A 14,682-nucleotide genomic window follows, 5' to 3' on the forward strand; every position below is an offset into this window, starting at 1 on the left:
CCATGGCCGACCGCAAACCGCTGATCGCGGGCAACTGGAAGCTGAACAACAACCACCTGGAGGCGATCAGCCTCGTCCAGAAGATCGCGTTCTCCCTCAAGGACGCCGACTTCGAGCGGGCCGAGGTGGTCGTGATCCCGTCGTTCACCAACCTGCGCAGCGTGCAGACCCTGATCGACGGCGACAAGCTGCGCATCGGCTACGGTGCGCAGGACATCTCGGCGCACGACAAGGGCGCCTACACCGGTGAGGTCTCCGGCGCCCAGCTCGCCAAGCTCGGCTGCACCTACGCGCTGGCGGGGCACTCCGAGCGCCGCGAGTACCACAACGAGGACGACGCCCTCGTCAATGCGAAGGTCCGCGCCGCGTTCGCCAGCGGCGTCACCCCGCTGCTGTGCCTGGGGGAGGGCCTGGAGGTCCGCAAGAGCGGCGGGCAGGTCGCCCACTCCGTGGCGCAGCTCGACGCGGCGCTGAAGGACGTCACCGAGGAGCAGGCCGGCCGGATCGTCGTCGCCTACGAACCGGTGTGGGCCATCGGCACAGGCGAGGTCGCCACCCCCGAGGACGCCCAGGAGGTGTGCGGTGCGCTGCGCGCCCGGATCGCCGAGCTGTACTCGCCCGAGACCGCCGAGCGCACCCGCATCCTCTACGGCGGCTCGGTGAAGGCCGACAACGTCGCGGGGATCATGGCCAAGGACGACATCGACGGCGCCCTGGTGGGCGGCGCGAGCCTGAAGGCCGACGAGTTCGCCAAGCTCGCCAGGCTGGGCGAGGACTAGTATCGCCGCGCGGCGCACGGTGGACGCCGGGCCCGGCGTCCACCGGTGTCGAGAGCACCAGGGGTGCGCCGCTACACTCTGCTGAGGTTCCGTACCGGAACCGGGTCCATCCCGTCGTCCGGCACGGTAAAATCCAGTAGAGTCCCCGGTCCCTTATCCGCGGGCGCCTTCGCTTCAGCCGAGCGGTACGGTCGCGGTCCCGGGGCCTTTCCCATCCTCAATTCCCCCTCACAGGGGTCGAGTTACAGGTGAGCACGTGATCCTCGGTCTGTCTATTGCGCTGATGGTCCTCAGCCTGCTGATCGTCATGCTGGTCCTGATGCACAAGGGCAAGGGCGGCGGTCTGTCCGACATGTTCGGCGGCGGCGTCAGCTCTTCGCTGGGCGGCTCATCGGTGGTGGAGCGCAACCTCGACCGGTTGACCATCATCACCGCCGTCCTGTGGTTCGTCCTCATCGTCGCCCTCGGCTTGCTGATCAACCGCGGCGGCATCTGAACGCAGCACCTGAGAAGCCCGCGCCTGCGCGGCCCGGACGCCGTCGCGTGTCCGCGCCCACCCCCGGCACCGCGCGGGGCACTCTTCTCGATTGACCGCAGAACAAGCCAGGTCGTCCCTGTTCGTTCGGGGGTATGTCCGCCAAGGAGATTTTCGTGGGTAGTGGCAGCGCCATCCGAGGCAGCCGTGTCGGTGCGGGTCCGATGGGCGAGGCAGAGCGCGGTGAGTCCGCTCCGCGCGTGCGCGTCGCGTTCTACTGCGCCAACAAGCACCAGGTCATGCCGAGCTTCGCGCATGAGGCCCTGGTCCCCGAAGAGTGGGACTGCCCCCGCTGCGGGTTCCCCGCCGGGCAGGACCCCGACGCCCCTCCGGCGCCGCCGCGCACGGAGCCGTACAAGACCCACCTGGCCTACGTGAAGGAGCGGCGCACGGTCGCCGACGGCCAGGCCATCCTGGACGAGGCCCTCGAGAAGCTGCGCGCCAACCGCGCCGCCGTCGAGGCCGCCATCAAGGCCAACGCGAACTAGGGAGTGTTTAGAAAGTGCTTTCGGGTCAGCGAGCGGCCGTCCAGGCGCCGCGTCGCAAGCCGATTCACGAAGTTCAGCCTGGTTGGCTGTTCGAGTGACATCGGTGCCGCGAGGCGGTGTCTGGTGGCCGCGAGCCCGAAATGACTTTTTAAACACGACCTAGCCGCGAACCAGTACGCCCGAGGCGCCCGCCGACCCGTCGGCGGGCGCCTCGCCGTGTCCGGCGGCGGGCCCGGCGGGGGCGCGCGGCCCCGCCGCACACGGATTAACGACGCCTGTTCAACAGGGGATACGCTCTCCGCGTGGCACCGGTAATGCGACCCCTACAGAATCAGCTCCGCCCCCTCACCGAGCTCGCCAGGAAGCTCGGATCCGGGGCGTTCCTCACGTGTGTGGACTCCACGGAGCCGCCCTTGACCGAGGGCGCCGCACCGGCCGCGGACGGCGGGGCGGGGCCCGACCCCGCCGAGGCGACCATCACGGGCATCACGCACGACTCCCGCGCCGTGCGCCCCGGCGACCTCTATGCCGCGCTGCCCGGCGCGCGCGTGCACGGCGCCGAGTTCGCCGCGCAGGCCGCCGACGCCGGGGCCGTCGCGATCCTCACCGACCCCGACGGCTACGACCGCGCCGCGGGCACCCGGCTGCCGGTGCTCACGGTGCCCGATCCGCGCTCGCGGCTCGGCGAGATCGCCGCGTGGGTCTACGGCGACCCCTCCGACGGCCTGCTGCTCATCGGCACCACCGGGACCGCCGGCAAGACCACCGTCAGCTACCTGGTCGAGGCGGGGCTGCGCGCCGCCGGCCTCACCACCGGCCTCATCGGGACCGTGGAGATGCGGGTCGCAGGCGAGCGCGTCGACGCCGCGCTCACCACGCCCGAGTCCACCGACCTGCACGGCCTGTTCGCCGTCATGCGCGAGCGGGGGGTGGGCGGCGCCGCGATGGAGGTGTCGAGCCACGCGCTCGCCATGGGCCGGGTCGCCGGGACCCGCTACGACGTCGCGGTGTTCACCAACCTCTCCCAGGACCACCTCGACTTCCACGCCGACCTGCGCGAGTACTTCGACACCAAGGCGATGCTGTTCACGCCCGAGTACTCCCGCATGGCCGTCGTCAACGCCGACGACCGCTTCGGCCGCGCCCTCATCGACATGGTGCAGGCGCGCGGCGAGGTGCCGGTGACCACGTTCTCCGCCGAGGGCGACCACGAGGCCGACTGGCGGGCCGACGACGTCCGGCTGGGCCCCGAGGGCAGCGCGTTCCGGGTGGTGGGCCCCGGCGGGGTCGAGGGCGAGGCGACCGTGCGGCTGCCCGGGCCGTTCAACGTCTCCAACGCGCTGGCGGCGATCGTCGGCCTCATCGAGGCCGGGATCCCCATGCACGAGGCGATCGCCGGAGTCGCCGAGTGCCCGGGCGTGCCCGGGCGCATGGAGCGCGTCGACGAAGGCCAGAACTTCACGGCGATCGTCGACTACTCCCACAAGCCGGGCGCCATCGAGGCGGTGCTGACCTCCGTCCGCGAGATCGCCACCGGGCAGGTGACCATGGTCGTGGGCTGCGGCGGCGACCGCGACCGCGCCAAGCGCCCGCTCATGGGCGAGGCCGCCGTGCGCCTGGCCGACACCGTCGTGTTCACCGACGACAACCCGCGCACCGAGGACCCCGTCACCATCCTCGCGGCGATGCTCGACGGGGTCGCCAAGGTCCCCGCCGACCAGCGCGCCCGGGTGACCGTCGAACCCGACCGCGCCGCGGCGATCGAACTCGCCGTCGACCGCGCACAGCCCGGCGACGTGCTCGTCGTCGCCGGAAAAGGCCACGAGACCGGCCAGTACGTCGGCGGCGAGGAACTACCGTTCGACGACCGCCGGGTTCTCGGCGACGCGCTGCGATGGCGGCTCGAACAGGGCTGACCCCCCGACCCGCCCGGCCCCGCGGCGCCGGTGCGGCGGCTCCGACCGGGTCGCCCGCACGCGGGCGCGGGGCCATGGCGGCCGCCCACACGCCCGGGGTACGGCGGCTGACGACTTGAGTCGGCCAAACATGTTCTAAGGTAGGTCCGGCAATTGCAGCCCGGCGCCGTGGTGTGAAGCCGCCGCCTCATGGTTCGCCTACAGCGCCGTCCCCCGCGAGGTCGGCTGTTCGCCCGCCGTGTGGTCGCCCCGTAGGTGCGGTGGGCCGGGCCCGACTTGAGGAGTGGATTTGATCGCGCTGTCGCTCGATCGGATCGCTGAGATCACCGAATCCCGCCTGAGCGGTCCGGCGCGCCCTGCCGATACCGTCACCGGCCCGGTCGTCGTCGACTCGCGCCAAGAGCTCTCCGGCGGGCTGTTCGTCGCGCTGAACGGCGAGCGCGCCGACGGCCACGACTTCGCCGCGGCGGCCGTCGAGGCGGGGGCGGTCGCCGTGCTCGGATCCCGCCCCGTCGACGGCGTCCCGGTGCTGGTCGTCGACGGCGGCGACCCCGCGGTGCTCGACGCGCTGGGCCGGCTCGCGGCGCACGTGCTCGGCGAGCTGCCCTCGGCCGACGTCATCGGCGTCACCGGGTCCGCCGGCAAGACGACCACCAAGGACCTGCTCGCGCAGGCGCTGCGGCGGCTCGGCCCCACGATCGCCCCGCCGGGCTCGTTCAACAACGAGATCGGCCATCCGCTGACCGTCCTGCGCGCCGACCCCGCGACCCGCTTCCTCGCGCTGGAGGTCTCGGCGCGCGGCATCGGCCACATCGCGCACCTGTGCCGCATCGCCCCGCCGCGCATCGGCGTGGTCCTCAACGTCGGCAGCGCCCACCTGGGCGAGTTCGGCAGCAAAGAGGCGATCGCCACGGCAAAGGGCGAACTGGTCGAGGCGCTGCCGCCGGCAGGGGAGGGCGGGGTGGCGGTCCTCAACGCCGACGACCCCGCTGTGCGCGCCATGGCCGCGCGCACCGCCGCGCGCGTCGTGACCTTCAGCGACGGCAGCGAGGACGCCGACGTCTACGCGCGCGAGGTCGACCTCGACGCCACCGGGCGGGTGCGGTTCCGGCTGCATGTGGGCGGCGCGAGCGCCCGGGTGCGGCTCGCCCTGGTCGGCGGGCACCAGCTCCACAACGCGCTCGCCGTCGCCGCGGTCGCCGCCGAACTCGGCATGGGCATCGACGACATCGCCGACCTGCTCGGCAGCGCCGGTGCGGTGAGCCGATGGCGCATGGAGGTCGGCGAGCGCGCCGACGGTGTCACCGTCGTCAACGACGCCTACAACGCCAACCCCGAGTCCATGGCGGCGGCACTGCGCACCCTGGTCGCCATGGCGGCCGGCCGGCGCCGCGTCGCCGTCCTCGGCGAGATGGCCGAACTGGGCGAGGGCCACCAGGAGGCCCACGAGGCGGTCGGCCGGCTCGTCGCCGAGAGCGGCACCGAACTCCTGGTCGTCGTCGGGGCCGAAGCCGGGCCCATCGGCGACGGCGCGCGGAACTCGCCGCACTGGACCGCAGAACGGGAGATCGTCGCCGTGCCCGACGCCGCGCACGCGGCCGAGGCGCTGCGCGACCGGCTGCTCCCCGGAGACGTCGTCATCGTGAAGGGATCGCGCGTGGTCGCGCTGGAGCAGGTCGCCGAGCAGCTCATGGCAGTGGAGGCCGTCCGATGACCGGGATCCTCGTCGCCGCGGCACTGGGCCTGATCGTGTCCATGGTGACCATGCCGATGGTCATCAAGCTGCTGTTCCGCTTCAAGTTCGGCCAGGAGGTCCGCGACGACGGCCCCGAGGGCCACAAGACCAAGCAGGGCACGCCCACCATGGGCGGCGTCGTCATCATCGTCGGCGCCGTCATCGGCTACTTCGGCGCGCACCTCGTGCTGCTGACCCGGCCCACGGTGTCCGGGCTGCTGGTCATGGGCCTGTTCGTGGGCATGGGCTTCGTCGGCTTCCTGGACGACTTCATCAAGATCTACCGCCGCCGCAGCCTCGGCCTGCGCAGCGGCGCCAAGGCCCTCGGCCAGGGCATCATCGGCATCGGGTTCGCCGTCGGCGTCACGATGTTCCCCAACGGCTACACCTACACCCCCGGGTCCACGCACCTGTCGTTCCTGCGGGACTTCGGGCCGGCGCTGATGCTGCCCGTGTTCGTGGTGTGGGCGCTGTTCTTGATCATCGGCTTCTCCAACGCCGTCAACCTCGCCGACGGCCTCGACGGCCTCGCGACCGGCGCCACCATCCTGTCGCTGGTCGCCTACGTCATCATCGGCAACTGGCAGCTGCGGCAGAGCTGCGTGAACGCGCTGGAGCCCAACTGCTACACCGTGCGCGACCCCCTCGACCTCGCGGTGGTCGCCGCGGCGGCGCTGGGCGGCTGCATCGGCTTCCTCTGGTACAACGCGCCGCCCGCCAAGATCTTCATGGGCGACACCGGGTCGCTGGCGCTGGGCGGCCTCATCGTCGGCCTCGCCATCACCACCCGCACCCAGTTGCTGCTCCTCGTCATCGGCGGGCTGTTCGTCCTCATCACCATGTCGGTGATGTTGCAGGTCGGCTCGTTCCGGCTCACGGGCAAACGGATCTTCCGCATGGCGCCGCTGCAACACCACTTCGAACTCAAGGGCTGGGCCGAGTCCACGATCGTCATCCGGTTCTGGATCATCCAGGGCCTGCTGGTCGGGGTCGGTATCGGGCTGTTCTACCTGGAATGGATGCCTCGCTGACCGATGGCGGATACACCGGTGAAATCTGAGCTGTTCGCGACCACCCTGGTGGGCCGCCCGGTGTGCGTCACCGGGCTGGGCGTGTCCGGGCCGCCCATGGCGCGGGCCCTGCACGGGCTCGGCGCCGCGGTGACCCTCGTCGACGGCCGCGACGACGCAGCGGCCGCGGCGGCGGCCGAGGCCCTGCGCGCCGAGGGCATCGCCGTGGAGCTGGGCGCCGACGCGCCGCCCGCGGGCACCGACCTCGTCGTCACCTCGCCCGGGTGGCGCCCCGACTCCCCGCTGCTGGTCGCCGCGCAGCAGGCCGGGGTGGAGGTCATCGGCGACGTCGAACTCGCCTGGCGGCTCAAGCCCGCCGACCAGGTGTGGCTCGCCGTCACCGGGACCAACGGCAAGACCACCACGGTGCGGATGCTGGAGGCGATGCTGCGCGCCGACGGCCGCGACGCCCTCGCCGTCGGCAACGTCGGCACCCCCGCCATCGACGCGGTCCGCCCGGCGCCGGGTGCCGCGGCGCCCGCGGTGCTCGCCGTGGAACTGTCGAGCTTCCAACTGCACTGGTCGTCCTCGCTGCGCCCGCACGCCGCCACCGTCCTCAACGTCGCCCCCGACCACCTCGACTGGCACGGCGGCCTGGACCCCTACGCCGAGGCGAAGGGGCGGGTGTTCGCGCGCGGCACCATCCGGGTGGTCAACACCGCGGACGAATGGTCGCGGCGCCTCGCCGACGGCGGCGACCCCGCGGCCCCGATGGTCGGCTGCACCCTCACCGCGCCGCGCCCCGGCGAACTGGGCGTGGTCGAGGGACTCCTCGTCGACCGCGCGTTCGTCGCCGACCCCGCGAACACGGCCGAGGAGCTGGCGGCCCTCGCCGACGTCCGCCCCGCCGCGCCGCACAACGTCGCCAACGCCCTCGCCGCCGCGGCGCTCGCCCGATCGGTGGGCGTGGCACCGGAGGCGGTGCGCGCCGGTCTCGCGGCGTTCGCTCCCGAGCCGCACCGCATCGCCCACGTCGCGACGGTGGGCGGCGTCGGCTACGTCGACGACTCCAAGGCGACGAACCCGCACGCCGCGGCGGCGTCGCTGTCGGCCTTCGACTCGGTGGTGTGGGTCGCCGGCGGGCTGCTCAAGGGCGCCGACGTCACCGACCTCGTGCGCACGGCGGCGCCGCGCCTGCGCGGCGCCGTGCTCCTCGGCCGCGACCGCGACCAGTTGCGCGCGGCGCTCGCCGAGCACGCCCCCGGCGTGCCGGTCGCCGACATCGAGGACACCGGCCCCGACGCGATGGCCGCTGTGGTCGCCGCAGCGGCGCGCCTCGCCGTGCCCGGCGACACCGTCCTACTCGCCCCGGCGGCGGCGTCCATGGACATGTTCACCAACTACAACGTCCGCGGCGACGCGTTCACCGAGGCGGTGCGCTGGCTCGACCGGTAGCGGGCGCCCCGCGGGTCCGCCAGAAAAAACCCCAACACGCGCGATATGTCCGCCGCCTGCGGGCGTCCAGCCAGCAAACTTGTGCGACGCCAGAGAAAACAGCGGTACGGGCGGAGGTGACCCATGGCGGCGGCGACGGCCCCGCCGGAGGCCGGTGCGGAACCAGGGCGCACGAGACGCGCCCGAGGACCGGCCCCGGACACCCCGGTGCGCGCATGAGGGACCTGAACCACCTGCTCAACCGGCCGCTGACCTCGTACTACCTGCTCGTGGGGAGCAGTTCGCTGCTCATCGCGCTGGGCCTGCTGATGGTCCTGTCGTCGTCCATGGTCGACTCCTACGCCGACACCGGTTCGGCGTTCACCCTGTTCCTCAGGCAGGTCGTCAGCGCGGCCGTGGGGCTGCCGATCATGGTCCTCGCCGCGCACCTGCCGGTCCGGGTCTTCCGGATGGTGGGCTACCCGATGATGCTCGCGTCCATCGCGCTGCTCGTCCTCACCGTCTTCCGCGGCACCGAACTGCTCGGCGCGACCCGCTGGCTGGAGATCGGCGGGCTCACCTTCCAGCCGTCCGAACCCGCGAAGCTCGCGTTCGCGCTGTGGGGTGCGAGCGTGCTCGCCCGCAAGGACGAACTGAAGGAGCTGGTCGAATGGCGCCAGCTGCTGTTCCCGCTGCTGCCCGGCTGCGCGATCCTCGTGCTGCTCGTCCTGCTCGGCACCGACCTCGGCACCACCATGGTGCTGATGACGATCTTCCTCGCGCTGCTGTGGGTGGTGGGCGCCCCCAGCAAACTGTTCATCGCGATGTTCGGCCTGGTGCTCAGCCTCGCGGGCATCATGATCGCCGTGGAGCCGTTCCGGCTGGTGCGGATCGTGTCCTTCATGGACCCCGAGGCCGACCCCTCCGACGCCGGCTACCAGCTCAAGCACGGCCTGTACGCGCTCGGCACCGGCCGCCTCTTCGGGGTCGGCATCGGCGGCAGCAGGGAGAAGTGGGGCTACCTGCCGCACGGTGAGAGCGACTTCATCTTCGCCATCCTCGGCGAGGAACTGGGCCTGCTCGGGTCGCTGCTGGTCGTGGGGCTGTTCGGGCTGCTGGGGTACGCCGGGCTGCGCATCGCCTCGCGCGCGAAGGACCCCTTCACCCGCCTCGCCGCGGTGTCGGTGACCGCGTGGATCGTGGTGCAGGCGCTGGTCAACATCGGGACCGTCATCGGGATGCTGCCCATCACCGGGATCCCGCTGCCGCTGGTGTCCGCGGGCGGGTCCTCCCTGATCCCGACCATGGCCGGCCTCGGCATCCTCCTCGCGCTGGCCCGCGCCGAACCGGACGCCCGCAAGGTATTGGACGCGCGCGGTCCCGGCCGCATCCAGAGGGCTCTAAGCTGGCTTGGCCTGGACCATGCCGAACCGCAGCGGAAAAGCGGTCCGGCCGAGCGGCCCAAAGGCGAAGCGCGTCCCACTGAGGCACAATCGAGGAGGAATCGGCGGCGATGAGGGTAGTCCTCGCCGGAGGCGGCACTGCCGGGCACATCGAGCCCGCTCTGGCCCTGGCCGACGCGCTGCGGCGCGTCGAACCCGACACCCGGATCCTGTGTCTGGGCACCGAGCGGGGACTGGAGACCCGGCTCGTCCCCCTCAGGGGGTACGAACTGGGCGAGATCCCCGCGGTTCCGCTCCCACGCAAACTCACACCGAAGCTGCTGAGCGTCCCCGGCAAGCTCGCCAACGCGATCAGCACGGCAGGCGACCACATCGAACGCATCGAGGCCGACGTCATGGTGGGCTTCGGCGGCTACGTCGCCACACCGGGCTACCTCGCCGCGCGCCGCCGCCGGGTGCCCATCGTGGTCCACGAGGCGAACCCGCTGCCCGGCCTCGCGAACCGGCTCGGCGCGCGCATGACCCCACATGTGTTCACCGGCCACCCGCACACCGAGATCCGCAACGGCCGGTTCATCGGCATCCCGCTGCGCGCGCAGATCTCCGGGCTCGACCGCCTCGCCCTCGGCGACAAGGCCCGCGCCCACTTCGGGCTCCGCCCCGACCTCCCCACCCTGCTGATCTTCGGCGGGTCCCAGGGGGCGCAGGCCGTCAACGAGGCGGCGTTCAACGCCGCGCCCGACTTCACCCGCGCCGGTGTGCAGGTGCTGCACGTCGTCGGCCCGAAGAACGCCGCGGAGCCCGAGGACCGCACCCGCGACGACATCCCCTACGTCGCCGTGCCCTACGTCGACCGCATGGACCTCGCCTACGCGGCCGCCGACGTCGCCATGTGCCGCGCCGGCGCCATGACGTGCGCGGAGCTCACCGCGGTGGGGCTGCCGGCCGCGTTCGTCCCGCTGCCCATCGGCAACGGCGAGCAGCGCCTCAACGCCGAGCCCGTCGTCGAGGCGGGCGGCGGGCTGCTGGTCGACAACTCCGCGCTGACCGCCCAGTGGATCCGCGAGCAGCTCATCCCGCTGCTCACCGACACCGACCGGGTGGTCGCCATGTCCGAGGCCGCCGCGACCATGGGCCGCCGCGACGCCGACTCCGCGCTCGCCCGCGAGGTGCTCGCCATCGCCCGCGGCGAACGCGGCGGCGACGCCCCCCTCGACCACGAGGAGGGCTGACCGGCATGAGCCTGGTGCAGAAGGCCGACATCGTCCCGGTCGACAAGCTGGGCAGCGTGCACTTCATCGGCATGGGCGGCGCCGGCATGTCCGGTATCGCCCGGGTACTGCTGCAACGCGGCGTCGAGGTCTCCGGCAGCGATGCCAAGGACTCCGACCTGCTGCGCGAACTCGAAGAACTCGGCGCGCGGGTGCACGTGGGCCACGCCGCCGCGAACGTCGGCGCGGCCGAGACCGTCGTCGTGTCCTCCGCCGTCCGCGACTCCAACCCCGAGCTCGCCGAGGCCCGCGCGCGCGGCCTCCGCGTCCTCCCGCGCGCCGCCGCACTGGGCGCGCTGCTCCAGGACCGCCGCGGGGTCGCCGTCGCGGGCACGCACGGCAAGACCACCACCACGTCCATGCTCGCCGTGGTCCTCCAAGCCCTGGGCGCCGAGCCGGGCTACGTCATCGGCGGCAAGCTCGTCACCACCGGTGTGGGCGCCGACGCCGGCGCCGGCGACGTCATCGTGGTCGAGGCCGACGAGAGCGACGGCTCGTTTTTGATGCTGGAGCCGCAGGTCGCCGTGGTCACCAACGTCGAGGCCGACCACCTCGACAACTACGGCGGGCTCGCCGAGATCCACGCCAACTTCGCCTCCTTCGTCGACCGCGTCGGCAGCACCCTGGTCGTGGGGATCGACGATCCCGGCGCCCGCGAGGTCGCGGCGACCGCCCGGTCGCGCGGCAAGGAGGTGCGCACCTACGGCGAGGCGGCCGAGGCCGACTACCGCGTTACCGACCTGCGCGCCGAAGGCTTCGCGAGCACCTTCACCCTGCACACCGCGGGGCGCGACCCCATCAGGGCCGCCATCGCGGTGCCGGGCCTGCACAACGCGCTCAACGCGGCCGCGGCCGTCGCGGTCGCCGACGTGCTGGGCCACGACCCCGAGGTCGCCGTCGAAGGGCTGGCGGAGTTCACCGGCGCGGCGCGGCGCTTCGAGCTCAAAGGCGAGGCGGCGGGGGTGCGGGTCTACGACAGCTATGCGCACCACCCCACCGAGCTCGCCGCCGACCTGCGGGCGTCCCGCGCCGCACTCGACAGCGCGGTACCCGACGGCGGCGCGCCGGGCCGGGTCGTGGCGCTGTTCCAACCGCACTTGTACAGTCGCACCCGCATCTTCGCCGCCGAGTTCGCCGAGGCGCTGACCCTCGCCGACGACGTCGTGGTGCTGGGCGTGTACGCCGCGCGCGAAGACCCCGAGCCCGGGGTCGGCGCGGAGCTCATCACGGACCGGATCGGGCACGGCAACGTCCGCCACCTCCCCGACCGCGCCGAGGCGGTGGCCCGCGTCGCCGCCGTCGCACGCCCCGGCGACATCGTGCTCACCATGGGCGCGGGCGACGTCACTGAACTCGGACCGAAGATCGTCGAGGCGTTGGAAGCCAGCACGGATTAGCCCGGCGGCGCTCTCGGTACCGGGCGGAAGGGGACGCGAGCCTGTGGAGACGCCCGTCGAGACCGCCGTCGAGACCGCCGTCGAGACGCCCGCCGCCGATCCCGCGGCGGCCCGGCCGCGCAGGTCCGACCCATGGAAGGTCGCGTTCGTCATCCTGCTGATCGTGGCGCTGCTGGCGGTGGTGACCTGGGTGCTGCTCGGTTCGCGGCTGCTCGTGGTGCGCGAGGTGCACGTCGGCGGCGGCGAGCGCATCGCGAAGGCGGAGGTCGTCAAGGCGGTCGGCGTGCCCACCGGCACGCCGCTCGCCACGGTCGACACCGGGGTGGCGCAGGAGCGCGTTGAGGAGCTGCGCCTGGTGGAGTCCGCCGAGGTCGCCCGCAGCTGGCCGGCGACCCTGCGGGTGACCATCATCGAGCGCACCCCGCAGCTCGCGGTCCGGGTCGGCTCCGGGTTCCAGCTCGTCGACCACGACGGTGTGCGGGTCGACGACGCCGAGGAGCGGCCCGAACCCATTCCGCAGGTCCTCATCAAGGGAGCGGTCGCGGGCAACAAGGCGATCGCCGATGCGGCGGCCATCACCGACGCACTGCCGTCGGGGCTGCGGGGCCGGGTGGAGTCCGTCGACGCGCGCGACCGCGCGGCGATCACCGTGGAGTTCGCCGACGGCGGCTCGGTCGTGTGGGGCGACGCGACCCGCCTTTCCGACAAGGCCAGGACCCTTGAGGTGCTGGTCGGCAAGCATCCCTCGAACGGGGAGCGGCGCTACGACGTCAGCGCCCCGGGGATGGCCGTCGTCAAATGAGCGCCGCCCGGCGCGGCGCGGACGGCACCGAAAAGATGCAGACGCGACGCGCCGGGCGCGCGCATCGCCTCCTCGTACGACTCGCCGTTAGGCTTAAAGCGCGAGGTTAGTTGCCCGGCGGAGGGGCGCCGTCCTACTGTCGGGGAGCACTACCTTTAGTTGACATAAGTAGGGACTCCCAATCGTCGGGGCGGGGAACGGCCGGAGTCCGAACCTTCCTGAACCCGCCGATGAACCCCAGTACCGCCGCCCGGCCGCAGAGCCGCTCGGCGGCGGAGGGGCAGCAAGAACCGGACAGCCGCCGTCCCGGGTCGCAGCGACCGGGACGGAAGGCCAGAAGCGAGCGGAAAGGCCCCTCGTCGTGGCAGCACCGCAGAACTACCTCGCGGTCATCAAGGTCGTCGGTATCGGCGGCGGCGGTGTGAACGCCGTTAATCGGATGATCGAAGAGGGACTCAAGGGCGTCGAGTTCATCGCCATCAACACCGACGCTCAGGCGCTGCTCATGAGCGATGCCGACGTCAAGCTCGATGTCGGCAGGGAACTCACCCGGGGCCTCGGCGCCGGGGCGAACCCCGACGTCGGCCGCAAGGCCGCCGAGGACCACCGGGAGGAGATCGAGGAAGTCCTCAAGGGCGCCGACATGGTGTTCGTCACCGCGGGGGAGGGCGGTGGCACCGGCACCGGGGGCGCGCCGGTGGTCGCCGACATCGCCCGTTCGCTGGGCGCGCTCACCATCGGCGTCGTCACGCGGCCGTTCGGGTTCGAGGGCAAGCGCCGCGCGACCCAGGCCGAGGCCGGCATCGCCATGCTGCGCGAAGAGGTCGACACCCTCATCGTCATCCCGAACGACCGGCTGCTGTCCATCTCCGACCGCCAGGTCAGCGTCCTCGACGCGTTCAAGGCGGCCGACCAGGTGCTGCTGTCCGGTGTTCAGGGCATCACCGACCTGATCACCACCCCGGGCCTGATCAACCTGGACTTCGCCGACGTGAAGTCGGTGATGTCGGGGGCGGGGTCGGCCCTCATGGGCATCGGCTCGGCGCGGGGCGACGACCGCGCCGTCGCGGCGGCGGAGATGGCGATCTCCTCGCCGCTGCTCGAAGCGAGTATCGACGGCGCCCACGGGGTGCTGCTGTCCATCCAGGGCGGTTCCGATCTCGGCCTGTTCGAGATCAACGAGGCGGCGCAGCTCGTCGCCAACTCGGCGGCGGCCGAGGCGAACATCATCTTCGGGGCGGTCATCGACGACGCCCTCGGCGACGAAGTGCGGGTCACCGTCATAGCCGCCGGCTTCGACGAGCAGCGCGGCGAGGTCCCCGGGCCGGCCGCGGCGACAGCGGTCACCGCGGCCGAACCGCCCAGAACCGCGCCGACCCCGGTGCAGCCGCGCCCGGAGCGCCCGCGGCCGGCGCCCGAGGCCGCCGCGCCCGCACCCGTGCCCGCGCCCGAGCCGGTGGCGGCACCCGAGCCCGCGCCGGTGGAGCGCGAGACCGTCCGCGAGGAGCCCCGCCCCGAGGCCGCGGCCCCGGTCGCGGCCGCCGCGGAGCACGAGGAGGTCCAGCCCGAGCCGGAGCCCGAGCCCGAGCCGGTCGCGCCGGAGACCGCGGCCGCCGAGCCCGAGCCCGAGCCGGTGCAGGAGGAGCAGCACGACTCCTACCAGCCGCGCAACATCCACGCGGTGGGTGAGACCGGCTACAGCTCGGTGCGCCGCACCGGCACCGACAATTCATTCACCCGGTCGAGTGAGATCTCCGCGCCGCGCCGCCGGGTCATCTTCGACGACCCCGACGACCTGGACGTCCCCGACTTCCTGAAGTGAGCAACCGGTCGTAGGAGCCGGCCCCGGAGCGTTCCGGGGCCGGCTCCTTTGCGGTGCCCGGGGCCGCACGGCCGCCCCGGGGGTCGGGGC

At 72.7% G+C, this 14,682-nt stretch carries 12 protein-coding genes; all 12 read left to right on the forward strand.

The annotated features are described in order from the left end of the window. Positions 1-2: 2 nt before the first annotated feature. The 12 genes from tpiA (at position 3) to ftsZ (ending at position 14,592) form a co-directional block, all read left to right on the forward strand. Positions 3-779 carry a triose-phosphate isomerase gene (tpiA, locus tag CLV63_RS24025; RefSeq protein WP_106585461.1) on the forward strand — a complete coding sequence of 259 codons (777 nt, stop codon included), beginning with the start codon at positions 3-5 and terminating at the stop codon, positions 777-779. A 256-nt stretch (positions 780-1,035) separates the two neighbouring features. Beyond that, entirely contained in the window at positions 1,036-1,275 is a 240-nt protein-coding gene (gene secG, locus CLV63_RS24030; RefSeq protein ID WP_106585462.1) for a preprotein translocase subunit SecG, read from the forward strand. 155 nt (positions 1,276-1,430) lie between these two features. Further along, positions 1,431-1,802: an RNA polymerase-binding protein RbpA gene (locus CLV63_RS24035; RefSeq protein ID WP_106585463.1), complete on the forward strand. Its 372-nt coding sequence runs from the start codon at positions 1,431-1,433 to the stop codon at positions 1,800-1,802. Positions 1,803-2,116: 314 nt separating this feature from the next. Beyond that, positions 2,117-3,718: a UDP-N-acetylmuramoyl-L-alanyl-D-glutamate--2,6-diaminopimelate ligase gene (locus tag CLV63_RS24040; RefSeq protein ID WP_106585464.1), complete on the forward strand. Its 1,602-nt coding sequence runs from the start codon at positions 2,117-2,119 to the stop codon at positions 3,716-3,718. Positions 3,719-4,007: 289 nt separating this feature from the next. Then, on the forward strand, positions 4,008-5,432 hold the full coding sequence (locus CLV63_RS24045; RefSeq protein WP_106585465.1) for a UDP-N-acetylmuramoyl-tripeptide--D-alanyl-D-alanine ligase: 1,425 nt from the start codon (positions 4,008-4,010) through the stop codon (positions 5,430-5,432). After that, on the forward strand, positions 5,429-6,484 hold the full coding sequence (mraY, locus tag CLV63_RS24050) for a phospho-N-acetylmuramoyl-pentapeptide-transferase (RefSeq protein WP_106585466.1): 1,056 nt from the start codon (positions 5,429-5,431) through the stop codon (positions 6,482-6,484). Before CLV63_RS24045 ends, mraY begins: the two co-directional genes overlap by 4 nt. 18 nt (positions 6,485-6,502) lie before the next feature. Then, positions 6,503-7,918 (forward strand): UDP-N-acetylmuramoyl-L-alanine--D-glutamate ligase, encoded by a 1,416-nt coding sequence (gene murD / locus CLV63_RS24055; RefSeq protein WP_394339804.1) that lies wholly within the window; start codon positions 6,503-6,505, stop codon positions 7,916-7,918. Between the two features lie 215 nt (positions 7,919-8,133). Further along, positions 8,134-9,414 (forward strand): putative lipid II flippase FtsW, encoded by a 1,281-nt coding sequence (gene ftsW / locus CLV63_RS24060; RefSeq protein WP_106585468.1) that lies wholly within the window; start codon positions 8,134-8,136, stop codon positions 9,412-9,414. After that, a complete protein-coding gene (gene murG, locus CLV63_RS24065; RefSeq protein ID WP_106585469.1) occupies positions 9,411-10,532 on the forward strand; it encodes an undecaprenyldiphospho-muramoylpentapeptide beta-N-acetylglucosaminyltransferase in 1,122 nt (373 codons plus the stop codon). Before ftsW ends, murG begins: the two co-directional genes overlap by 4 nt. A gap of 5 nt (positions 10,533-10,537) precedes the next feature. Beyond that, positions 10,538-11,968 (forward strand): UDP-N-acetylmuramate--L-alanine ligase, encoded by a 1,431-nt coding sequence (gene murC / locus CLV63_RS24070; RefSeq protein WP_106585470.1) that lies wholly within the window; start codon positions 10,538-10,540, stop codon positions 11,966-11,968. A 43-nt stretch (positions 11,969-12,011) separates the two neighbouring features. After that, on the forward strand, positions 12,012-12,770 hold the full coding sequence (locus CLV63_RS24075) for a cell division protein FtsQ/DivIB (RefSeq protein ID WP_106585471.1): 759 nt from the start codon (positions 12,012-12,014) through the stop codon (positions 12,768-12,770). 361 nt (positions 12,771-13,131) lie between these two features. Further along, complete coding sequence (ftsZ, locus tag CLV63_RS24080) at positions 13,132-14,592, forward strand: cell division protein FtsZ (protein WP_106585472.1); 1,461 nt, start codon at positions 13,132-13,134, stop codon at positions 14,590-14,592. Positions 14,593-14,682 lie beyond the last annotated feature (90 nt).

Source organism: Murinocardiopsis flavida, assembly GCF_003014485.1.
GTDB classification, from domain to species: Bacteria; Actinomycetota; Actinomycetes; order Streptosporangiales; family Streptosporangiaceae; genus Murinocardiopsis; species Murinocardiopsis flavida.

What these genes read in the sequence shown, in the direction of transcription:
- murC (WP_106585470.1), top strand. Translation starts at nt 10,538, where the DNA reads ATGAGCCTGGTGCAGAAGGCCGACATCGTCCCGGTCGACAAGCTGGGC.
- tpiA (WP_106585461.1), top strand. Translation starts at nt 3, where the DNA reads ATGGCCGACCGCAAACCGCTGATCGCGGGCAACTGGAAGCTGAACAAC.
- CLV63_RS24040 (WP_106585464.1), top strand. Translation starts at nt 2,117, where the DNA reads ATGCGACCCCTACAGAATCAGCTCCGCCCCCTCACCGAGCTCGCCAGG.
- mraY (WP_106585466.1), top strand. Translation starts at nt 5,429, where the DNA reads ATGACCGGGATCCTCGTCGCCGCGGCACTGGGCCTGATCGTGTCCATG.
- murG (WP_106585469.1), top strand. Translation starts at nt 9,411, where the DNA reads ATGAGGGTAGTCCTCGCCGGAGGCGGCACTGCCGGGCACATCGAGCCC.
- ftsW (WP_106585468.1), top strand. Translation starts at nt 8,134, where the DNA reads ATGAGGGACCTGAACCACCTGCTCAACCGGCCGCTGACCTCGTACTAC.